We start from the raw sequence: 21,303 nt of genomic DNA, 5'->3' as shown, positions 1-21,303 counted from the left end.
CTGCCTAGCCGCGTTCGGCGCGGGCCTGCGCCAGCGCCACGGTGAGCTGGGCCACCTTCTTCTTCAGTGCATCGCGTTCCTGCGTGAGTTCGGCCACGCGCCGCGCCAGGCGTTCCAGTTCCGCGGGATAGTCGGCCGCATCGGCGACTTCCGGCACCTGTACTTCCACGTGCGGCGCGGGACGCGCGGCGAGGCGTGCGGCACGGGCTTCGCGCGCCGCCTCGCGCAGCGCCGGAACCCCGCCATCCACCGCACGCACCTGGCGTTCCGGCGGCAGGGCCGCCACGGCGGCGGCCGCATGGATGGACAGCCCGCCCGCCTGCACGGCACGCTGCACCTCGGGCACAGCCTGCTGGCGGATCTTCTCGATGCGGCCCAGCGCCACCGGGCTGAGCCGCGCCTCGCGGGCCAGTTCCTGCCGGGAGGGAAGCGGCACCGGGGTCTCCTGCCCGGCCGCCGCATCCGCCCGCGCCTGCAGGATTTCCTTCTTGCGCAGGGCCAGCACGCCGCGCTGGTAGTCCGACACGCTGCGGCGCCCCAGGTGGTTCTCGATCATCCACAGCCGCACGTCGTCCATGTCGCGGAATCCCGCGTGCGCGATCGTGCGATAGGGAATGCCATGCTTGCGGCAGATCTCGTAGCGATTGTGGCCATCCACGAGCAGGTCGCCCCATACCACCAGCGCGTCGCGGCAACCCTCGGCCAGCAGGCTGCGCTCCAGGGCCGCGTATTCATCGGGCGTGAGCGGATCGATGTAGCCGCGCAGATCCGGGTCGATGCGTAGCGTCATGGCTGCGACAGCGCGGCCTGCACGCGGCGCAGGCGCTCGATGGGATCGTCCAGGGCCAGCAGCTCGGCCTTCTCGGCCTGCGGCAACGGCAGCAGCTCGCACCAGCGGTCGGCCACCCAGCCGCTTTCGTCCAGACGGAACGGCGGCGCCACGGGCATGGCCTGCGCAGGCAGGCCCTCGCGCTGCATCCCCGCAATGAGCTGCCCGAGCGCATCGGCGGCGGGCTGCAATTCGGGCGGCACGGGCTGCACCACGGGCGCCGCCAGCGGCTCGGCCATGCCCATCCAGAGACCATACTTCGCCGGGCGGCTGGCATACAGGCGAAAACGCGTGGTGCCCACGCACGACAGCGTGAGCAGCGCCGGCATGGGGGCCTCCCAGTGCTGGATGCGGGCGCAGGTGCCCACGGCGGCGAGTTCCGGCACGCCCTCGGGCGTGCGCACCTCGCTGCCGGACAGCAGGCCCACGACGCCGAACTCCGAGCCCTCGGCGATGCAGCGGCGGATCATGTCGAGATAGCGCACCTCGAAGACGCGCAGGTGGACCACGCCGTCCGGAAACAGCGCATTGCTCAGCGGGAACAGGGGTATTTCTTGCATACCCCATGATGACACGAAAGCGCCGCACCGGCAGCGCATCATGACAGCAGGCGCCGGCCGGTTTACAGTGTGCGCCCCTGCCATCGTCCCGTATCGCCGCATGCCGCTGTCCGACTCCCCCCGCGCACGCTGGCTGGCCCTGGCCGTGGTGTGCCTGGGCGTGCTGATGATCGTGCTCGACACCACCATCGTCAACGTGGCCCTGCCCTCGATCCAGTCAGACCTGGGTTTCACCGAGGCCTCGCTGGTGTGGGTGGTCAATGCCTACATGCTGACTTTCGGCGGCCTGCTGCTGCTCGGCGGGCGCCTGGGCGACCTGCTGGGCCACCGGCCCGTATTCCTGGCCGGACTGCTGGTGTTCACCCTGGCATCGGCCGCCTGCGGGCTGGCCGGCCAGCCCGCCACGCTGGTGGCCGCGCGCGCAGTGCAGGGCCTGGGCGGCGCGGTGGTGTCCGCCGTCTCGCTCTCGCTGCTCACCACCCTCTTCACCCAGCCCGGGGAGCGCGCCAAGGCCATGGGCGTCTACGGCTTCGTGTGCGCCGGGGGCGGCAGCATCGGGGTGCTGCTGGGCGGGTTGCTGACCAGCCGGCTGAGCTGGCACTGGATCTTCCTGGTCAATGTGCCGATCGGCATGCTGGTGTATGCGCTATGCCTGCGGCTGTTGCCGTCCGCCGCCAGGCGGGCCGGGCCACTGCGCCTGGACCTGGCCGGCGCGGCCAGCATCACGCTGGCCCTCATGCTGGCGGTCTATGCCGTGGTCGAGGGCAACGCCGCCGGCTGGGCCTCCGCACGCACGCTGGGGCTGCTCGCCGCCGCCGGCGTGCTGCTGGCAGCATTCCTCCTTCTCGAGTCGCGCGCCGCCGAGCCGCTCGTGCCGCTCGCGCTTTTCCGCCTGCGCAACCTGGCCATCATCAACGGCATATGCGTGCTCTGGGCGGCCGCCATGTTCGCCTGGTTCTTCCTCTCGGCCCTGACCATGCAGCGCGTGCTGGGCTACGACGCCATGCAGGTGGGGCTGGCGTTCCTGCCGGCCAACCTCGTCATGGCGGCGTGTTCGCTGGGCATTTCGGCGCGGCTGGTGATGCGGCTGGGCGTACGCCTGCCCCTCGTGGCCGGACTGGGATGCGGCACGCTGGGGCTGGCCCTGTTCGCCCTGGCCGATCCGCAGGGCAGCTATGCGCTGCACGTGCTGCCGGGCATGCTGCTGCTGGGCCTGGGCGCCGGCATCGCCTTCAACCCCATCCTGCTCATCGCCATGGGCGAGGTGCCGCAACACCAGGCGGGCCTGGCATCGGGGCTGGTCAACACGGCGTTCATGATGGGCGGCGCACTGGGGCTGGCCGTGCTGGCCAGCGTGGCGGCGGCGCACAGCCTGGCTTCTCACGCATCCGGCGAGGCCCTCGCCCTGGCCCTGCACGGCGGTTATCGCATTGCCTTCGCACTGGGCGCGGCCTGCGCTGCGCTGGCCGCCCTGGCCGCGGCGCTGCTGCGCCTGGACGGCAGGCCGGCCAGCGGCGCGGCCGGGCCCGGGGTTTGAATCGCCCGGGGCTGGCTTTACCATGCACGGGGATGCCGCCCCGGATCCTTCCCCCACACCGGAGAGAAACGATGAAATACCGCGGAAGCTGCCACTGCCAGGCCGTCCAGTTCGAGGTGGAAGGCACGGTCGACGGCGCATTGTCGTGCAATTGCTCCATCTGCCGCCGCAAGGGGGCGCTGCTGTGGTTCGTGCCCCGCACCGCCCTGTCGGTGCAGGCGGCCGACGACGCGCTGGCCACCTACACATTCAACCGGCACGTGATCCAGCACCGGTTCTGCAGGACCTGCGGCATCCACCCCTTCGGGGAAGGTCAGGCGCCCGACGGCACCGCCATGGCCGCCATCAACCTGCGCTGCCTCGAGGACGTGGACCTGGCCAGCGTGCCCGTACGCGAATTCGACGGCCGCTCGGCCTAGGATGGCGGGCCGGCCCCGAGGCCGCCGCCAGGCTCACCGGCCGTCGAGCATGCCCTTGATCTTCTTGTCGGTGTTGTACTGGCTCAGGGCATAGACTGCCCACAGGGCGGCAGGAATCCAGCCGATCAGGGTGATCTGCAGGATCAGGCAGATGATCCCCGCAATGGGGCGGCCGATTGTGAAAAACACCATGAAAGGCAGGAAGATCGCGAGTAGCAGTCGCATGACGGACAGAGGCTCCGGATTGAAGGACATTCCATCATAACGTGGCGCTCAGCCGGGCATCACCGCAGTCTCCGGCGCACCTGCAACTTGACACATTTTGTGGGGCGGGGCCATGGCCGGCCGGAGTAAAGTGGCAGGTACAGGCGGGCTGCGCCCGCCCCTGGAGTCACGCATGAAACCGCTCATCCTGCGGCGCATCGCCGCCACCGCGCTGGCCGGCGCGGCCCTTGCCACCACCCTGGTCGCCCCCGCCCAGGCCGGACGCGGCTGGGGCCATCATGGCCACGGATATCACCACCATCATGGCCACTACCACGGCGGCACCGACTGGTGGGGAATCGGCGCCTTGGCCCTCGTGGGCGCCGGCCTGTACCTGGCCGCCACCGCCGAGCCCGACTATCCGGAAGTGCCCTATTCCCCGCCGCCTCCGTATTACTCCGGGAACGACTACGGCCAGTACGCCCCGTCGTACGGCGCCGACCCCAACGCGCCCACCGGCTATCCCGTGGACCCCGGCTACGCGGCGCCGCCCGCGCCGGTAGACGGGCCTGCGGCCAGCTCCGCCCCGCTGAACGCCTCGGCAGCGACGCCGGCCGAAACCGACTGCCACCGGGCGGCCGTGAATTACAGCGGCTACGATCCGGCCATGCACACGCGCTGGACCACGCAGGTGTCGGTGAATTCCTACCAGCGCGCCCTGCAGGACTGCCTGGCGGGGCGCCGCGGCTGATCGGGGAAACCGGTCCCTGGAACCACCGCAGGTCAGGCAGGTATGGCCAGCCTGGTCAAGGGCACATGCTGCTGGCAACCATATACGTCGCGGTCCGTCAGGTCGCCCGAACTGACCGGCCGGCGTATGGTTATCTTGAAGGCCCGCGCCGCATCAAAAGGAGTACACACGAGGACGTCCCCGAGCGGTATCGAGAATGCCCTGGCCACACTGTCCGCATTGATCGCCCCCGTGCGCTTCACGTGCTGATACGGCGGCTCAGCATCGAACATCACATCGAAGGTCAGCTCGAATGGCCCGGAGTTCTTGCTGCGGATTACCTTTGCGTAGGCAGTCAGCGGTTGGGTTGCGTTCGTCATGCTTCAGTTCCTGATCGTCTCATAGTGAATGGGGAAGCATTCGCATGGATCACCCACCGGCATCAGGTGATAGACGGAAAATCGGTACGCAGGCCCCACCGGTATGCCGAAGGGTGAGAACGGATAAGCCATGTTGCCCGCTGTGGTCAATATGCCCGGGTAATCGGCGTGCTGCAGCACACCGCGAGTGAACATGGCGACCGCGGTAGCCGTATCCTGGTCGGGCGCCACCGCATCGATCACCAGGCCCACCTCCTTCGGGGCCTGATGAAGGTCGGGCTCGAGCGCCCCCATCACACCATCCCTCCCATACGTTCTCAGCATCAGGCTTATGCCGTTTCCGGCGAGGTCGAACCGTTCTTCGGCGCGCTCGCGCACGTGCGCGTATACATGATCCAGCTCCCGGATCATCACGGCGTCGCGGATGCCGACCACGACGATGCTGCGATAGCCCACCTGCTCCGCTCCCTCGAGCTTCACTCGATACTGCGCGTCGGGCAGGTATTCGCTGCCCGTGACGCGGACGGTCCGTGCGTCCATCTGCTCGAACCGCGCCTTGCTGAGATCGTTCACGCCGCCCGGGCCGGCCTGCATGAACGGATCGCTGCGCTCATACAAGGAATGGCCCGCCACCGAAACCGTAGTGCAGCGGCTATTGGCGTTGCCGGGCTCCACCTCGAAATGGTCTTCGCGGATGCGCCCTATCATGGGCTCGCCCAGGTCATACGGCACGGCGGACAAGCCTGCGCATTCGAGTATCTTGCCGCAATGCAGGGCAAGACCGACCGGAAATCCCTTCAGCGCCGGCAGCGCGGCGAACACCGCGTCGTCGCATGCGCGCCCCGCGATGATCACCTCGGCCCCCGCATCCAGGGCCCGCATGAAAGGCTCCATGCCCATTTGGGCCACGATGGGGCCAGCGGCATCGATCGTCTGGCAGTCGAGCGCATGCGGTGGTCCCAGCGGGGCCAGAGGGCCTGCCTCGAGCTTGCCCTTGAGATATCCTTTGTCTATTTCCGCCGAGATCACCGCCAGCTTGAACGAGAGCTTCTGCTCGGCAGCCACGCTGCGTACCAGGTCGACCATCAACGCCAGCGTTACGTTGGAACCGTTGGTGATGGCCGAGCCGATCAGCAAAGGGATGCGCGCGCTGCGTGCAGCCGTCAGCATGATAGCCAGATCGCGGCGATATGCAGAGAGAGGCAGGAACGGCTTGTCGGCACCATGGTAATACGGCCCCATGTCGGTGGACCCCGCATCCTGGCCTATGAAATCCGGCCGGGCGTCCATCGCCCGCTTGAACGACGCGATGTTGTACCCGCTGCCCATGGAGCCGGACGGCGCCACGCCTATGATCTGCTTCATCGGAATTCCTGCATAAAAGGGCTGAAACCGCCCACGACTCCGTGGGCCTCGATACCGTGCTACTTGACGGCAAGGTTGACGGAGCGGGCGAGTTCCGCCCAGCGGCGGGCATCCTGCGCCATCATCGTTTGGAAGGCCTCCACCGTTCCGCCCTTGATCTCCATGTTGTTGCTGGTCATCAATTGGCGAAACTCGGGAGTCTCCAGCACCTGATCGACCACGCCGGCGAGACGCTGCACTCGTTCGGGCGGCGTGCCTCGTGGCGCCATCAGGCCGATCCATACCGATGCTTCCACGCCGGGATAGCCCAGCTCCGCGAACGTGGGCACGTCGGGCAGGGCCGGCAGACGCTGCGGGGCGGCCACGGCCAGCGGGCGCACCATTCCCGACTCGGTAAGCGGTTTGGCCGATCCGACAAAAGTGAACAGCAGCGGAACCTGCCCCCCGGCCAGGTCCTGCAGCGCCGGGGCGGCGCCACGATAGGGAATATGCACAAAGTTGCTGCCTAGTTTGCGCGCCAGCAATTCCATGGCCAGATGGGAAATGCTTCCCGTGCCCGTGGAGGCGAACTCCAAGCCGTTGCCGTCTTGTGCGGCGCTGACCACGTCGGCGAAGTTGCGGTACGGCGACTTGGCGCTGGCATACATCACGGCCGTCTGGTCAACCAAGTGCACGATGGGCACCAGATCCTTCATGGGATCGTAGGCCATATCCTTGTAGATGAGCGGCGCTATCGTCACCTGCCCGTTGCTGGCCAGCAGCAACGTCGTGCCGTCGGGCTGCGACTTCACCACTTTGGCCGCGCCGATCAGCCCGCCGGCGCCGCCGACATTCTCTAGAATCAGCGGTTGTCCCGTGGCCTTTTCGAATGCACTGGTGAGTGGCCGTCCCACCGTGTCCAGCGAACCGCCTGCGGGATACGGAACGACCATGGTCACAGGTCTGTCCGGAAAGCTTGCCTTCTGGGCCAGTACGGGCAGGCCGGGACTGATGCCCAGCAGCGCAACGGCCAATTGCACGCAGAAAAATGCAGACTTCATGTAAGGGCCCCTTGTATTGGCATGGATGCTTGTTGCTCCACATCGCGCCGCATGCGTCGACGGCTGGGGCCATTCTAGGTAGGGGCTTCGCGCATGTCGTATTCCGATATGGAAAATCCGCATAACCTCCCATTAAGAGCCGCGCCAGTATTGGGCTAGCAAGCGGATACGGCCGCTTGACCGACGCCGCCCGCCATGGCCAAGTTAACTGGCGGCGACGAGCAATGGATGCCGCAGCGACTGCAGATGGTCGACGAATGCCTGCACCACAGTGGGCAAAGGCTGGTGGCGCAGGTAGCCCACACGCACCTGCAGATCGATGCTCGGCGAAAGGTCTCTCATCGCCAGTTCCGGCCATGCCTGGCTGAGTCGGGCTTGCTCGTCCACCAGGGCGATGCCCATGCCCTGCTGAACCATCGCGCAGGCGGTCTGGGTCTGTTTCACCTCAGCCACCCAGCGTGGTGCCAGGTGTGCGCCGTCGTATAGCCGCCCGATGGCATGCGACAACGGGGTGCCTGCGCTGTAGCCGATGACGCGCTCGTCCCTCAGGTCTGTGACCCGCACGCGTTTCAGGCGCGCCAACCGATGGCGAGGCGGCAGCACCGCCACCACGCGATTGCGGAACAGCTTGTGCACCTGCAGGTGCGGATGCTGCAGCGGCACAATAGCCACCGCCACGTCGGCCCGTTGCGTCAACACCGCATCGATCAGGGGGTCCGCAAGCATGCTCTCCACGGTCACCTGGACATCGGGCCAGTCGCGGACGAACGAGGCGACAGCCATGGGAATCAAGGCATAGGCCAGGCTCGGACTGCATGCGATGCGCAGCGTCCCACCCTGCTCGTGCGCCATGTCGCCGACCAAGCCGTTGATGCGCTGCACGCCCTGGTAGAGCATCTCCACCTCGGCGTATAGGCGATGCGCCTGCGGTGTGGGATGCAGGCGCCCGCGTAGCCGCTGAAACAAGCTGAATCCCAGGCGCTGCTCGGTATAGGCGATCAGCCGGCTCACCGCGGGCTGGGAGACATGCAGCATCTGGGCCGCACCGCTGACGGAGCCGGCAAGCATGACGGCGCGGAATACTTCTATCTGGCGCAGGTTCATTCGGGCCTCTGTAGCAATCGCGGGGCCGCCAGTTCATCATGTCCAAGCCTCAGCGGCTATAGGCGATTGCACGGCACCCGACCGGCGTGGCCGGGAAATCCAGCACGAATTCCTGTACACAATTTTTGTGCATTGCGATTAAATAGCCGGGAATCCACTCCCGAGCCCTACGATGCCCTTCGATGCCACCGCCCCGCTTTCCTATGGCCCGCGCCTGATGGAATGGGCACACAGCCTGTCGCGCTGGTCCGACGCGGAAGGCCAGCTGACCTGCACCTACCTCACCCCCGCGCATCGCGCCACCGCCGAACAGCTGGCGGCCTGGATGCGCGAAGCGGGGTTCGACAGCGTGCGCCACGACGCCGTGGGCAACGTGGTGGGCCGCTATGATGCCGACCCTGCCGTTGCCGACCCGTACCTGGTGGCCACCGGCAGCCACTACGACACCGTGCGCAACGGCGGCCGCTACGACGGCCGGCTGGGCATCCTGTTGCCGATCGCGGTGGTGGCGGGACTGCGGCGGCGCGGCGCGCGGCTGCCCTACCACCTCGAAGTGATCGGCTTCGCCGAGGAGGAAGGCGTGCGCTACGGCAGCACCTTCCTCGGCTCCTCGGCCTACATCGGCCAGTTCGACATGACGCAGCTGGAGCGCCGCGATGCCGACGGAATCTCCATGCGCGAGGCCATGCTCGCGGCGGGCCTCGATCCCGCGGGCATCGCCTCGGCAGCGGCCGATCCCCGGCGCTTGCGCCACTTCTTCGAGGTCCACATCGAGCAGGGGCCCGTGCTGCTGGACGCCGGCCTGGCGCTAGGCGTGGTGAGTTCGATCGCGGGCTGCGTGCGGCGCCGCCTCACGCTCACCGGCATGGCCGGCCATGCCGGCACCACGCCCATGAGCCTGCGCCGCGACGCCGCGTGCGCCGCGGCCGAGATCGTGCTCTACGTGGAGGCGCGCTGCCGCGCGGCGGAAGGCCTGGTCGGCACCGTGGGCGTGCTGGAGGTGCCCGCCGGCTCCATCAACGTGATTCCCGGCGCGTGCCGCCTGAGCCTGGATGTGCGCGCGCCGGACGATGCCACGCGCGACGCCGCGCTGGCCGACATCGCGCACGAGATCGACGCCATCTGCGGCCGGCGCGGCATCGCCTGCGAAACCGAAGAGATCCTGCGCGTCGCCGCCTCGCCCTGCGCGCCCGCCCACCGGGCGCTCTGGCGTGAAGTGCTGGCAGCCCAGGGGCACACCGTGCGCGAGCTGCCCTCCGGCGCCGGCCACGACGCCATGCTGGTCGGCCGCGCCGTGCCCATGAGCATGCTGTTCGTGCGCTGCGGCAATGGCGGGATCAGCCACAACCCGCTGGAGACCATGACGGCCGAGGATGCTGAACTGGCCGGCCGCGCCGTGGAGGGATTCCTGCACGGCCTGGCGCGCATCGACGCGGAGGGCGGCCAGTGATCCCACCCGGCTATCCGCGCGACCTCGTCGGCTACGGCCGCCGTCCGCCGAACCCGGACTGGCCCGGCGGCGCCCGCATCGCGGTGCAGTTCGTGCTGAACTACGAAGAAGGCGCGGAAAACTGCGTACTGCACGGCGACCCGGCATCCGAACGGTTCCTGTCGGAGATCGTGGGCGCGGAGGCCTACCCGGCGCGCCACATGAGCATGGAATCCATCTACGAATACGGCTCGCGTGCGGGCGTATGGCGCATCCTGCGCGAGTTCGAGCGCCGCGGCCTGCCGCTCACGGTGTTCGGCGTGGCCATGGCCCTGGAGCGCAACCCGGAGGTCACCGCCGCGTTCCTGGAGGCCGGCCACGAGATCGCCAGCCACGGCCTGCGCTGGATCCACTACCAGGACGTGCCCGAAGACGTGGAGCGCGAGCACATGCGCCAGGCCACGGAAAGCATACGGCGCCTCACCGGCGGAGCCTGGCCGCTGGGCTGGTACACCGGCCGCGACAGCCCCAACACGCGCCGCCTGCTTGCCGAACTGGGCGGCTACGAATACGACAGCGACTACTACGGCGACGACCTGCCCTTCTGGATGCCGCCGGAGATCGCGGGCACCGCCGAGCCGCGGCTCATCGTGCCGTACACCCTCGACGCCAACGACATGCGCTTCGCCACGCCGCAAGGCTTCAACACGGCGCAGCACTTCTTCGAGTACCTGCGCGACAGCTTCGACGTGCTGTATGCCGAAGGGGCCGACACGCCGCGCATGATGTCGGTGGGCATGCATTGCCGGCTCCTCGGCCGTCCTGGCCGCCTGGCCGGCCTGCAGCGCTTCCTCGATCACATCGGCAGGCACGAGCACGTATGGGTGGCGCGCCGCATCGACATCGCGCGCCACTGGCGCAGCCGGCATCCCGCTCCGGCGACTTCGGTGTCAGACACCTAAGGAGTCGACAGCAGTTCGTCCAGCGTGAGCGCCACCACGCGGGTGGCCTTGTAGAGGTCGTTCAGGCGCAGGTTCTCGTCGGAGTTGTGCCCGCGGGCTTCCATCAGGGTGCGCGGGCCGGCGCCGTACAGCACGGTGGGCACCCCATGACGCGTGTAATGCCGCGCATCGGTGTAGAGCGGCACGCCGTGCACGGGAATCTCCACGCCGAATACGCGCTCGGCATGGGCCTTGAGCGGCCCGATCAGGCGCTCCACGCCCGGCAGCTCGGCCAGCGGCTCGGCCTGCATGATGCGCCGCACGTCCACTTCGATGCCCGGCATGCCCGCGGCCGCCTGCAGGATGATGTCGCGCAGCTCGCCCTCGGCATCGAAGCCGCTTTCCTCGGGGATCATGCGGCGATCGATGCGAAAGCGCACCAGGTCGGGCACGACGTTGGTGTTGATGCCGCCCTGGATCAGCCCCACGGTGAGGGCCGGGCTGTCGATGCCGGGCGTGGCCGAATGCCTCTGCGCCAGCCTGGCGCGATGGCGGTACAGCGCCTGCAATATGTGCGTGCTGGCCTCGAGCGCATCGGCGCCGGTGTGCGGCATGGCGGCGTGGGCCTGCTTGCCGCGCACGATGACTTCCACGTGCAGGCAGCCGTTGTGCGCCGACACGATGCCGTACGAGAACCCGGCCGACAGCGCCAGGTCGGGCTTGCTCAAGCCGCTCTCGAGCAGGAGCGCCGGGCCGATGCCGCCGCCGGCTTCCTCGTCGTAGGTGAAGTGCAGTTCGACGGTGCCGCGATAGGCCGCCACGCCCTGCGCCTGCGCCGCGCGCAGCGCCAGCAGCGCCCAGGTATAGGTGGCGAAGTCCGATTTGGACACGGCCACGCCCCGGCCCAGCATCACCGGCCCGTACTGCGGGTCGTCGACGATCTCGCCGCCATACGGGTCGTATCGCCAGCCCTCCCCGGGCGGCACCACGTCGCCGTGCGCATTGAGGGCCACCACGGGGCCCGGGCCGAATACATGGCGCACGATGAGATTGGTGGCCGAGACCATGCCGTTCGCCCGCGCCTGGTCGGCGGGGACCTCCACCGCCTGCACCGGCAGCCCCAGCGCCTCCAGCAGCGCCCGGGCGCGCGCCGCGTGCGGCGCGCAGTCGCCGGGTGGATTGTCGGACGGCACGCGCACCAGTTCCCGCAGGAAACCGGCCTGGTCGGCGCGCTGGGCATCCAGGAATTGCGTGATGAGGGTGGCGGACGGGACAGACATCGGGGCTCCGGAAACGGCACGTGCCGCAGGGGCGCGGCAGCCTCGCCAATTTAAGGTATGTAAATTTTGTATGCAATAAATGTTTGGGTGGCGCCTGGGCGAGTTTGATAGACTGGCCGCCGTTTCTCACCGCCGCGCCGCCGCGCCATGACCAAAGCCGCTTCTTCCGATCCCAGTGCCGCCGCCATCGCCAAGGAAATCGCGGCCGCCATCGTTGCGCACCGGCTGCCGCCCGGCACACGGCTGCGCGAGGAAGCGCTGGCTCGCGCCTACAGCGTGAGCCGCACCAAGATCCGCGCCGCCCTGCTGATGCTGTCGAAAGACAAGCTCATCCACACGGTGCCCGACAAGGGCGCCTTCGTCAGCAAGCCCGACGCCAACGAGGCGCGCGAGGTCTATGCGGTGCGCCGCATCCTCGAGGCGGCCCTAGCCCGCGAATTCGTGGCGCGCGCCAAGGCGGCCGACTACAGGCGCCTGGAACAGCACCTGGCGCGCGAGCGCCGGGCCATCGCCGACGGCGACGTGCAGGGCCGCAATCACCTGCTGTCCGAATTCCACCTGCTGCTGGCCGAGACGGTCGGCAATTCGGTGCTCACCGACATGCTGCGCGAGCTGCTGGCGCGCAGCGCCGTCATCACCGTGCTGTACCAGAGCTCGCACGACGCCAGCTGCTCGTCCAACGAGCATCAGGCCTTTCTCGAGGCCGCCCGCGCCGGCGATGTCGAACGCGCCTGCGCCCTCATGGACGCGCACCTCGAGCACGTGCAGACCGCCCTGGACTTCACCGGACCCGCCGAACCCGGCAGCGACCTGGTGGCAGCGCTGCTGAGCTGACGCAAGACAGCCTCAGTACGTCTCCAGGTGCAGCCTGCCGTGCTCGCACAGGGCGCGATGCAGCTCGGCCCAGCGCTGTCCGGCCTCTTCGGCAATGTCCTGCAGCGCCCGCAGCACCCCCGCCTCCATGCCCTTCAGCCCGCACACGTAAAGGTAGGTGTCGGGATCGGCCAGCAGACCGGCCAGGTCGGCGGCGCGTTCGCGCATGGCATCCTGCACGTAGCGCTTGGGCAGCCCGGGCTCGCGCGACAACGCCAGGTTGATGTCGATGAAATCCTTGGGCAGCTTCATCAGGGGCCCGAAGTACGGCAGCTCGCGGCGGGTGCGGGCGCCGAAGAACAGCATCAGCCGCCCGAACGTGTCCTGGTCCATGCGGCGCCGGCAGTACTCGGTCATGGCGCGCATGGGTGCGGAGCCGGTCCCGGTGCAGATCATCACCAGGTTGGCGCGGGAATGGTTGGGCATCAGGAATGAATTGCCGAACGGCCCGATCACGCGCACCTGCGCGCCCTTGGGCAGGTCGCACAGATAGTTGGAGCAGACCCCGCGCAAAGGCTGTCCGTCGTGCGTCTCGGTCACGCGCTTCACCGTGAGCGACAGGTTGTTGTAGCCCGGGCGCTCGCCGTCGCGCGGGCTGGCCAGCGAATACTGGCGCGCATGATGCGGCCGGCCGCCGGCGTCCGTGCCGGGCGGCAGGATGCCGATGGACTGGCCTTCCAGCACAGGAAACGGCACCTTGCCGAAATCCAGCACGATGTGGTGCACGTCGCTGGCGGTGTCGGCATCGGTGACGCGGTAATTGCCCACCACGGTGGCCGTCACGGGCGACTTGTGCGTGTAGAGGTTGACGTACGGGTGGGCCGCCGACCACGGCGGCACCACTGCGCCAGAAGCCTGGATGACGGAAGTGCCGGCCTGCGCCGGCAAGGTGCCGGCATCGGCCGACGCGGCGACTGCGGCGTCGGCCGGCGGCCGGTCGGCAGGCAGCTCGTCCCAGCCGAACTGGTCTTCCAGCGTATAGGCCTGCTCGCGCGGCACCAGCCGCCAGTTGTCGATCGAGCCCGTGGGGCACGGCGGCACGCAGGCCATGCAGGCATTGCAGATGTTCGGGTCCACGACATAGTTGCGGCCGTCGTGGGAGATGGCATCGATCGGGCAGGTCTCTTCGCAGGTATTGCAACGGATGCAGATTTCCGGATCGATGAGATGCTGCTTGAGCAGATCGGCGGACAGGGGCGCGTTCATGATGGACTCACTGCGAGGGCGCGCTGCGGCAGATGCCGGGGCGGGCGCGGCGCCGCGTTCCGCAGCCGCCACCCGCCCCGGCGCGCAGCTCAGTTGAAGCGCACATATTCGAAATTCACGGGCTGGCGGTTCACGCCCATGACCGGCGGGGCGATCCAGTTGGCAAACTTGCCCGGCTCGGTGACGCGCCCCATCAGCGATGCGACGAAGGCGCGGTCGGACTCGGAAGGCAGCCACCGGTCGACGTTGGCCTTCCATTGGGCCTCGCTCAGCACCTCGCCCTCAGGGGAGATGTGCAGCCCTGCCAGGGTGCCGATCTGCCGGTTGAAGGCCTTGTGCGGCACGGTGAGGCGCTGCGGGATCCCGGCCTTCTCGATGACCTTGTTCCAGCGGCTCACGCCCGCCACCGAGTCGCGGATGAAGTCGTCGCGCAGCACCTCGTTGAGTGCATTGAGCATGGGCACTTCCTCTTCCCCCAGCCTACCGTCCTTCACGCTCAGCACGCGGTACGTGTCGTTCTTGAGCTGGTGGTCGTCGGTGCGCTTGCCCTCCTCGTAGCGGCCCTTGAGCCCGGCGCTGTAGAACGTGGCGGCGTTGGAAGACTGGTCGGCGCCGAACAGGTCGATGGTGACGCTGTAGTGGAAATTCAGGTAGCGCTGGATGGTGGGCAGGTCGATCACGCCCGCAGCGCGCAGCGTGGCGGGGTCGTCGGTCTTGAGCTGGTTCATCACCTCGCAGGTGCGCTGGATCACGCGCGACACGCCGGATTCGCCCACGAACATGTGGTGCGCCTCCTCCGTCAGCATGAACTTCGTGGTGCGCGCCAGCGGATCGAAGCCCGACTCCGCCAGGGCGCACAGCTGGAACTTGCCGTCGCGGTCGGTGAAATAGGTGAACATGTAGAACGCCAGCCAGTCCGGCGTCTTCTCGTTGAACGCCCCCAGGATGCGCGGATTGTCGGCATCGCCCGACGTGCGCTGCAGCAGCGCATCGGCCTCTTCGCGGCCGTCGCGGCCGAAGTAGCGGTGCAGCAGGTACACCATGGCCCACAGGTGACGCCCCTCTTCCACGTTGATCTGGAAGAGGTTGCGCAGGTCGTACTGCGAGGGCGCCGTCAGCCCCAGGTGGCGCTGCTGTTCGATCGACGCGGGCTCGGTATCACCCTGCGTGACGATGATGCGGCGCAGGTTGGCGCGATGCTCGCCCGGCACCTCCTGCCAGACGTCGCGCCCCATGTTCTCGCCGAAATGGATCTTGCGCTGGCCGTCCTGCGGCGCGAGGAAAATGCCCCAGCGGTAGTCGGGCATCTTCACGTAGTCGAAGTGCGCCCAGCCGTCCGGCGCCACGCTCACGGCGGTGCGCAGATACACATCGAATTGCTGCGCGCCGTCGGGGCCCATGTCCTGCCACCATTGCAGGTAATTGGGCTGCCAGTGTTCCAGCGCGCGCTGCAGGGTGCGGTCTCCGGACAGATTGACGTTATTGGGAATCTTCTCGCTGTAGTTGATGCCGGACATGTCTCTCTCCTTGGTCGTGCGCCGGCGCCGCCGGCGGCATGATGATCGTGCGGCGCGCCGCGACGGCGCGGGGGCGGGTGCCCGCGTCAGACGCGGTTCCAGTCGAACGCGGCCTGCTCGCCCTTGCCGTAAACCTTGAGCGCGCCCTTCTCGCCGGCGGCATTGGGGCGGTTGAAGATCCAGTTCTGCCAGGCCGTCAGGCGGCCGAAGATGCGGGCGTGCATGGTTTCCTGGGGACCGAAGCGCAGATTGGCCTCCAGGCCGGTGAGCGCGTCGGGCGACAGCGCGCGGCGCTCCTCCAGCGCCAGGCGCAATTCGTCTTCCCAGTCGATGTCGTCCAGCGCGTAGGTGACCAGCCCCAGCGCCTGTGCGTCGCCCGGCGTCAGCATGCGCCCCGCTTGCGCGCGCACGGCTTCCATGGGGCCGGCCTCGTCGTAGAAGCGGCGCTGCAACCGGGTAAGGCCATTGACCATCGGATAAGCGCCGAAATTGCGTGCGTTGACGGCAATGGCCGCGGGCGCGTCGGCGTCGGGCGCGTCCAGCATGTAGCTGCGGTCGGCGGCCAGCGCGAGTTCGAGCAGCGTGCCCACGAAGCACGACCCCGGCTCGACGACCGCAAAGACCGAACGCGAGGTGACGTCCAGGCGAGCCAGCGTGCGCCGCAGCATGCCGGCTGTCTCGCGCACGAACCAGTGACCGGCGTGGGCCTGCAATGCTTCGTCGGCCGCCAGCACCGCCGCCGCATCGCCCTCGGTGCGCAGCAACCAGGTGCCGATCTCCAGTTCATTGATGCGCATCGACAGTATGGCGTCGTCCAGTTCGCGCGCCATCTGCAGCGGCCACCAGGACGCGCCTGCCTCGAGAATCGCGTCGATCTGCGTGGGCACGCCGCCCTCGGGCGCGCGTAGGGTCCAGGTGGCCAGCCGCTTCTCGCGATCGATGCGCACGTCCACGTAGCGATAGGCCAGGCCGTCGGCCGTGGCGCTGCGCTCGAGCGGCGTCAGCGCCACGCCGCGCGCGTCGGCCGGACGGTCGCTGGCCTCGGCCAGCGCCAGCGCGCGCGCACGCACGGCCGCCTCGAACTGCGCGGGCTTGACCACGTCGTCGACCAGCCGCCAATCCTTGGCGCGCTGGCCGCGTACGCCTTCCACCAGCGTGCAGAATATGTCGGCGTGGTCGTGCCGCACCTTGCGCTTGTCGGTCAGCCGGGTCAGTCCGCCGGTGCCCGGCAGCACGCCCAGCAGCGGCACCTCGGGCAACGCCACGGCCGACGAGCGGTCGTCCACCAGCAGGATCTCGTCGCAGGCCAACGCCAGCTCGTAGCCGCCGCCGGCGCAGGCGCCATTGAGGGCGGCCAGGAATTTCAGCCCGCCGTGCCGGCTGGAATCCTCCATGCCGTTGCGGGTCTCGTTGGTGAACTTGCAGAAGTTCACCTTCCAGGCATGCGAGGACAGCCCCAGCATGAAGATGTTGGCGCCGGAACAGAAAACCCGCTCTTTCATGCTGGTGAGCACCACGGTGCGCACTTCCGGATGTTCGAAGCGTATGCGCTGCAGGGCGTCATGCAGTTCGATGTCCACGCCCAGGTCGTACGAATTGAGCTTGAGCTTGTAGCCCGGGCGCAGCCCGCCGTCCTCTGCGACATCCATGGCCAGCGTGGCCACCGGCCCGTCAAACTGCAGCCGCCAATGGCGGTATTGCTCGGGCGTGGTGCGGAAGTCCACCGGCGCAGCCGCGCCGTTCACGATGCCATCCATAGTCGTCTCCTCGTTCTGCCAACCAGCAAGATACTGCATTAGATGCATTAAAGTGCAGAATACGGAGAAAAAAAAGCCCCGTCAAGCGGGGCATGCAAAAAAGTGCAGGTTTCAGCGCGGCAGGCCGCCCACCTTGCGGACCTGGGTGCGCAGCCCGGCGAAACATTCCTGCAGCTCCAAGCCGCTGGTGTCCCAGGTGAGATCCGCCTTGGCATAGAAAGCCTCGCGGCCGGCCAGGATGCGCTTGAGGTCCGCCATGGCCTCGCTGTTGCCCGACATCGGGCGGAAGTCGCCCTGGGCCATCACGCGACCCATGTGGTCTTCCGGCGTAGCCCGCAACCAGATGGTGTAGCAGTGGGCCAGCAGCAGATTCAGCGTGGCGGGCTCCGACACCAGCCCGCCCGGCGTGGCCAGCACCATCTCCGGATAGATCTGCACCGCCTCCTCCAGCGCCCGGCGCTCGTAGCGGCGGTACGCGTTGGGCCCGTACAGATTGTGGATTTCCAGGATGCCGCAGCCGGCCACGCGTTCGATCTCGCGGTTGAGCTCCACGAACGGGTAGCCCAGGTCGTCGGCCAGCATCTGCCCCAGCGTGGACTTGCCCGCGCCGCGCAGGCCGATCAGCGCGATGCGCTGGAAACGGTTCGGGCGCGGACTGCCGGCGCCGAACAGCTGGGCCAGCGCCTCGCGGGCACGCTGCAGTTCGGATTCGGCGCGGCCGCTCAGCAGCTCGCGGATCAGCAGCCATTCCGGGGACTCCGTGGTGACGTCGCCCACCAGCTCGGCCAGCGAGCAGTTGAAGGCCCGGGCGATCTGCAGCAGCACGAGGATGGACGCATTGCCGGCCCCGTGCTCCAGGTTGGCCAGGTGGCGCTCCGACACCCCGGTAGCCTGCGCCAGGCTCTTGCGGGTCATGCCGCGTATCGCGCGCAGCCGCCGCACGCGCTCGCCCAGGGCGACCAGGAACGCCTCGCGCCGCGGCTCGGACTCGGCGGTATCGAGCGCTTGAATCATGACCTTATTGCTCCGCAAAAACCCTAGGTTCGATAATGCTATGCACTATAGTGCTTGACTGACTGAGTTCAAAGCACTATTTTTCCACAAACTCCAAACGAAATCCTGGCGAAGCAATGCACTCCACTGCATGCCGCGCCGGCCACAGTGTAAAGGAGACAGCTGTGACCACGCCCGCATCGTTCCACGAGCTCGTCCGCAGCGTCGTCGACCAGATCGGCGACGCGCCGCTGGACGCCGCGCTGCAGGCTCGCCTCAACCGCGACGCCGGCCCGGACAGCGGGCTCTACCAGAGGCTGTTCGAGGCCTGCAGGCAGGGCGTGGCCGAAGGCTGGATGTGCAGCCGAGAGCGCGACGGCATCCGTTACGGGCGCGTCATCAAGCCTGCGCCGGACCTGGGCGGCTTTTCCGTGGATGTCGTCGACATGCGCGACGTGGCCGGCCCCCGCCACACCCACCCCCATGGCGAGATCGACCTGATCATGCCGATCGCCGAAGCCGCCCGCTTCGACGGCCACGGCGCCGGGTGGCTGGTGTACGGGCCAGGCAGCGCCCACCGCCCCACCGTCGCAGGCGGGCAGGCGCTGGTGTTGTACCTGTTGCCCCAGGGCGCGATCGACTTCGGCTGAGTCCCCGGCCGGCCCCGCTTCCGGACTGCAGATCCGGCCTGCCCGACACCCGGGCCAGGAACGACATCAGGAGACATGCATGAACCACTGCCCCACCGAGCTGAACTTCGCCAGCCACCTGGCCGCGCTCAACGCCGCACGCGCCGCCAAGATCGCCTACATAGACGATACCCGCCGCGTCGGCTACGGCGAACTGGCCGAGCGCATCGCCCGCTTCGCCGGGCTGCTGCGCAGCCTGGGCCTGCGCCGCGAGGAACGGGTGCTGCTGCTGATGCACGACACCGCCGACTGGCCGGTGGTTTTCCTGGGCTCGCTGCACGCCGGCGTCGTCCCGGTGGCCGTGAACACCTTGCTGACGGCGGACGACTACGCCTACATCCTGCAGCACAGCCGCGCGCGAGCGGCATTCGTGTCCGGCGCCCTGCTGCCGGTGCTGCAGGCGGCGCTGGCGCAGGGCAGCGAAGTCGAGCGCGTGGTGGTGGCCGACCCGCCCGCCGACCTGCCCGCCGGCATGCAGGCGCTGGAACCGCTGCTGCAGTCTGCCGACCGCGTGCCGGCGGTGCGCACGCTCGCCGACGAGATCGCCTTCTGGCTGTACTCCTCGGGGTCCACCGGCCGCCCCAAGGGCGTGGTGCACACCCACGGCAACCTCTGGCATACGGCCGAACTCTACGCCAAGCCGGTGCTGGGCATACGCGAGGACGACGTCGTGTTCTCGGCGGCCAAGCTGTTCTTTGCGTACGGGCTGGGCAACGGCCTGACCTTTCCGCTGTCGGTGGGCGCCACCACCGTGCTGATGGCCGAGCGGCCCACACCGCAGGCGGTGTTCCGCCGCCTGGTGGCGCACCGGCCCACGGTGTTCTACGGCGTGCCCACGCTGTATGCCAGCATGCTGGCTTCGCCCGAGCTGCCGCCGCGCGAGCAGGTGGCGCTGCGGGTCTGTACCTCGGCGGGCGAAGCGCTGCCCGGCGACATCGGCGCGCGCTTCACGCAGCACTTCGGCTGCGAGATCCTCGACGGCCTGGGCTCCACCGAGATGCTGCACATCTTCATCTCCAACCGCAGTGGCGCATTGCGCTATGGCACCACCGGCCAGCCGGTGCCCGGCTACGAAGTGGAGCTGCGCGACGAGAACGGACGACCCGTGCCGCCAGGCACCATCGGCGACCTCTACATCAAGGGGCCGAGCGCGGCGCTGATGTACTGGAACAACCGCGACAAGACCCGCCAATGCTTCCTGGGCGACTGGCTCAAGAGCGGCGACAAATACGTGTGCGATGCCGACGGCTACTACACCTACGCAGGCCGCAGCGACGACATGATCAAGGTGAGCGGCCAGTACGTCTCGCCCATCGAGGTGGAGAACGTACTGATCCAGCACGAGGCGGTGCTGGAGGCGGCCGTGGTCGGCGTGCCCGACCACGACGGGCTGGTCAAGACCAAGGCCTACGTGGTGCTGCGCCCGGGCTACGCGCCCGACGCCGATACCGGCGCGGCGCTACAGCAGTATGTAAAGCAGCACCTGGCGCCCTTCAAGTATCCGCGCCAGATCAACTTCACCGAGGAGCTTCCCAAGACGGCCACCGGCAAGATACAGCGGTTCCGCCTGCGCCAGCTGGAAGAGAGCCTGCCGTGACGCTCGCCCCAGCCTCCCTGGCCGTCCCGGCCTCATTCGCCACGATCCGCCGCGGCGCCGGCGCGATCCGGCTCGAATACCGCTGGATCGCGCCCGAACGCAGCGATGCTCCCTTGCTGGTGTTCCTGCACGAGGGCCTGGGGTCGGCCGCGATGTGGAAGGACTGGCCCGACCAGGCCTGTGCCGCGGCGGGCTGCCGCGGACTGGTGTATTCGCGCCAGGGCTACGGAAGGTCCACGCCGCGCCCGCCGCAGGAACGCTGGCCGATAGGCTTCATGCACGACCAGGCGCGCGACGCCCTGCCCGCCCTGCTGGAGGCGCTGGATGTCGATCCGGCGCGCGAGCGCGTGCTGCTGTACGGCCACAGCGACGGCGGCTCCATCGCCCTGCTCTACGCGGCCATGCATCCGCAGGCCGTGCACGGCATCGTCGTGGCCGCGCCCCACATCTTCGTGGAAGACATCACCGTTGCGCATATCCGCGCCGCGCGCCAGGCCTACCTGGATACCGATCTGCCGCACAAGCTGGCGCGCTATCACGACGACGTGGATTCGGCATTCTGGGGCTGGAACGACATCTGGCTGGACCCGGCCTTCCGCACCTGGAACATCGAGCCCTGGCTGCCGGCCATCCGCTGCCCGGTTCTGGCTCTGCAGGGCACCGAGGACGAATACGGCACGTTGGCGCAGATCCGCGGCATCGCCCGCGCGGTGCCGCAGGCGCGCCTGCTGGAGATTCCCGGCTGCGGCCATTCGCCCCACAGGGACAAGCCCGGGGTCGTCATGCAAGCCCTCACCGACTTCATCCGCGAGCTGGATCCACCCGGCTGAGGCCATTGCGCCCGCCATCATAA

Annotated in this window: 21 protein-coding genes; 9 read left to right on the top strand and 12 right to left on the bottom strand. The window is 68.3% G+C overall.

From position 1 onward, the window contains the following. Positions 1–4: 4 nt before the first annotated feature. Both ACYBYQ_RS08100 and ACYBYQ_RS08095 read right to left on the bottom strand, forming a co-directional pair. Positions 5–790 (bottom strand): ParB N-terminal domain-containing protein, encoded by a 786-nt coding sequence (locus ACYBYQ_RS08100; protein ID WP_459618236.1) that lies wholly within the window; start codon positions 788–790, stop codon positions 5–7. Then, positions 787–1,389, bottom strand: a complete 603-nt coding sequence (locus tag ACYBYQ_RS08095) for an LON peptidase substrate-binding domain-containing protein (protein WP_459618235.1) — start codon at positions 1,387–1,389, stop codon at positions 787–789. Before ACYBYQ_RS08095 ends, ACYBYQ_RS08100 begins: the two co-directional genes overlap by 4 nt. A gap of 100 nt (positions 1,390–1,489) precedes the next feature. On the opposite strand from ACYBYQ_RS08095, the gene ACYBYQ_RS08090 reads away from it, so the two are divergent. Together ACYBYQ_RS08090 and ACYBYQ_RS08085 are read left to right on the top strand one after the other, a co-directional pair. Continuing rightward, positions 1,490–2,926: a DHA2 family efflux MFS transporter permease subunit gene (locus ACYBYQ_RS08090; protein WP_459618234.1), complete on the top strand. Its 1,437-nt coding sequence runs from the start codon at positions 1,490–1,492 to the stop codon at positions 2,924–2,926. Positions 2,927–2,997: 71 nt separating this feature from the next. Beyond that, positions 2,998–3,345, top strand: a complete 348-nt coding sequence (locus ACYBYQ_RS08085; RefSeq protein WP_459618233.1) for a GFA family protein — start codon at positions 2,998–3,000, stop codon at positions 3,343–3,345. 33 nt (positions 3,346–3,378) lie between these two features. Here ACYBYQ_RS08085 and ACYBYQ_RS08080 read toward each other — a convergent pair whose 3' ends face one another. Further along, positions 3,379–3,570 (bottom strand): YqaE/Pmp3 family membrane protein, encoded by a 192-nt coding sequence (locus tag ACYBYQ_RS08080; RefSeq protein WP_459618232.1) that lies wholly within the window; start codon positions 3,568–3,570, stop codon positions 3,379–3,381. 172 nt (positions 3,571–3,742) lie between these two features. Between ACYBYQ_RS08080 and ACYBYQ_RS08075 the strand changes: the two genes are divergently transcribed. Further along, positions 3,743–4,300, top strand: coding sequence for a hypothetical protein (locus ACYBYQ_RS08075; protein WP_459618231.1), 558 nt, complete (start codon positions 3,743–3,745; stop codon positions 4,298–4,300). A 32-nt stretch (positions 4,301–4,332) separates the two neighbouring features. Here the strand turns inward: ACYBYQ_RS08075 and ACYBYQ_RS08070 are convergent, their stop codons facing one another. The 4 genes from ACYBYQ_RS08070 to ACYBYQ_RS08055 all read right to left on the bottom strand — a co-directional run bounded on the left by ACYBYQ_RS08070 (position 4,333) and on the right by ACYBYQ_RS08055 (position 8,168). Next, positions 4,333–4,659, bottom strand: coding sequence for a DUF4387 domain-containing protein (locus tag ACYBYQ_RS08070; protein WP_459618230.1), 327 nt, complete (start codon positions 4,657–4,659; stop codon positions 4,333–4,335). Positions 4,660–4,662: 3 nt separating this feature from the next. Next, positions 4,663–6,024, bottom strand: coding sequence for an acyclic terpene utilization AtuA family protein (locus tag ACYBYQ_RS08065; RefSeq protein WP_459618229.1), 1,362 nt, complete (start codon positions 6,022–6,024; stop codon positions 4,663–4,665). A 59-nt stretch (positions 6,025–6,083) separates the two neighbouring features. Further along, complete coding sequence (locus tag ACYBYQ_RS08060; RefSeq protein WP_459618228.1) at positions 6,084–7,064, bottom strand: Bug family tripartite tricarboxylate transporter substrate binding protein; 981 nt, start codon at positions 7,062–7,064, stop codon at positions 6,084–6,086. A gap of 204 nt (positions 7,065–7,268) precedes the next feature. Beyond that, the gene (locus tag ACYBYQ_RS08055; protein ID WP_459618227.1) at positions 7,269–8,168 is read right to left on the bottom strand and encodes a LysR substrate-binding domain-containing protein; all 900 of its coding nucleotides are present in this window, start codon (positions 8,166–8,168) and stop codon (positions 7,269–7,271) included. Positions 8,169–8,340: 172 nt separating this feature from the next. On the opposite strand from ACYBYQ_RS08055, the gene ACYBYQ_RS08050 reads away from it, so the two are divergent. Continuing rightward, on the top strand, positions 8,341–9,618 hold the full coding sequence (locus ACYBYQ_RS08050) for an allantoate amidohydrolase (protein WP_459618226.1): 1,278 nt from the start codon (positions 8,341–8,343) through the stop codon (positions 9,616–9,618). Further along, positions 9,615–10,559: an allantoinase PuuE gene (gene puuE / locus ACYBYQ_RS08045; RefSeq protein WP_459618225.1), complete on the top strand. Its 945-nt coding sequence runs from the start codon at positions 9,615–9,617 to the stop codon at positions 10,557–10,559. The genes ACYBYQ_RS08050 and puuE overlap by 4 nt, the downstream gene beginning before the upstream one ends. Here the strand turns inward: puuE and ACYBYQ_RS08040 are convergent. Next, entirely contained in the window at positions 10,556–11,818 is a 1,263-nt protein-coding gene (locus tag ACYBYQ_RS08040; protein WP_459618224.1) for a M20/M25/M40 family metallo-hydrolase, read from the bottom strand. The two genes, puuE and ACYBYQ_RS08040, sit on opposite strands and share 4 nt — an antisense overlap. Positions 11,819–11,965: 147 nt before the next feature. Between ACYBYQ_RS08040 and ACYBYQ_RS08035 the strand changes: the two genes are divergently transcribed. Continuing rightward, positions 11,966–12,652, top strand: a complete 687-nt coding sequence (locus tag ACYBYQ_RS08035; protein ID WP_459618223.1) for a GntR family transcriptional regulator — start codon at positions 11,966–11,968, stop codon at positions 12,650–12,652. Between the two features lie 12 nt (positions 12,653–12,664). On the opposite strand, the gene boxA is transcribed toward ACYBYQ_RS08035, so the two are convergent. From boxA to ACYBYQ_RS08015, 4 genes are all read right to left on the bottom strand, one after another. Then, positions 12,665–13,897, bottom strand: coding sequence for a benzoyl-CoA 2,3-epoxidase subunit BoxA (gene boxA, locus ACYBYQ_RS08030; protein WP_459618222.1), 1,233 nt, complete (start codon positions 13,895–13,897; stop codon positions 12,665–12,667). Between the two features lie 89 nt (positions 13,898–13,986). Next, entirely contained in the window at positions 13,987–15,414 is a 1,428-nt protein-coding gene (boxB, locus tag ACYBYQ_RS08025) for a benzoyl-CoA 2,3-epoxidase subunit BoxB (protein WP_459618221.1), read from the bottom strand. Between the two features lie 86 nt (positions 15,415–15,500). Further along, the gene (gene boxC, locus ACYBYQ_RS08020; RefSeq protein WP_459618220.1) at positions 15,501–17,171 is read right to left on the bottom strand and encodes a 2,3-epoxybenzoyl-CoA dihydrolase; all 1,671 of its coding nucleotides are present in this window, start codon (positions 17,169–17,171) and stop codon (positions 15,501–15,503) included. 111 nt (positions 17,172–17,282) lie between these two features. Then, positions 17,283–18,185, bottom strand: coding sequence for a helix-turn-helix transcriptional regulator (locus ACYBYQ_RS08015; protein ID WP_459618219.1), 903 nt, complete (start codon positions 18,183–18,185; stop codon positions 17,283–17,285). 164 nt (positions 18,186–18,349) lie between these two features. Between ACYBYQ_RS08015 and ACYBYQ_RS08010 the strand changes: the two genes are divergently transcribed. The 3 genes from ACYBYQ_RS08010 (at position 18,350) to ACYBYQ_RS08000 (ending at position 21,280) form a co-directional block, all read left to right on the top strand. Further along, complete coding sequence (locus ACYBYQ_RS08010) at positions 18,350–18,814, top strand: DUF4863 family protein (protein ID WP_459618218.1); 465 nt, start codon at positions 18,350–18,352, stop codon at positions 18,812–18,814. Between the two features lie 79 nt (positions 18,815–18,893). After that, positions 18,894–20,450: a benzoate-CoA ligase family protein gene (locus ACYBYQ_RS08005; protein ID WP_459618217.1), complete on the top strand. Its 1,557-nt coding sequence runs from the start codon at positions 18,894–18,896 to the stop codon at positions 20,448–20,450. Beyond that, on the top strand, positions 20,447–21,280 hold the full coding sequence (locus ACYBYQ_RS08000; protein WP_459618216.1) for an alpha/beta fold hydrolase: 834 nt from the start codon (positions 20,447–20,449) through the stop codon (positions 21,278–21,280). Before ACYBYQ_RS08005 ends, ACYBYQ_RS08000 begins: the two co-directional genes overlap by 4 nt. Positions 21,281–21,303: the final 23 nt, after the last annotated feature.

The organism is Bordetella sp. 2513F2, from assembly GCF_054642735.1.
This window is presented reverse-complemented; position numbering and strand designations above follow the sequence as displayed.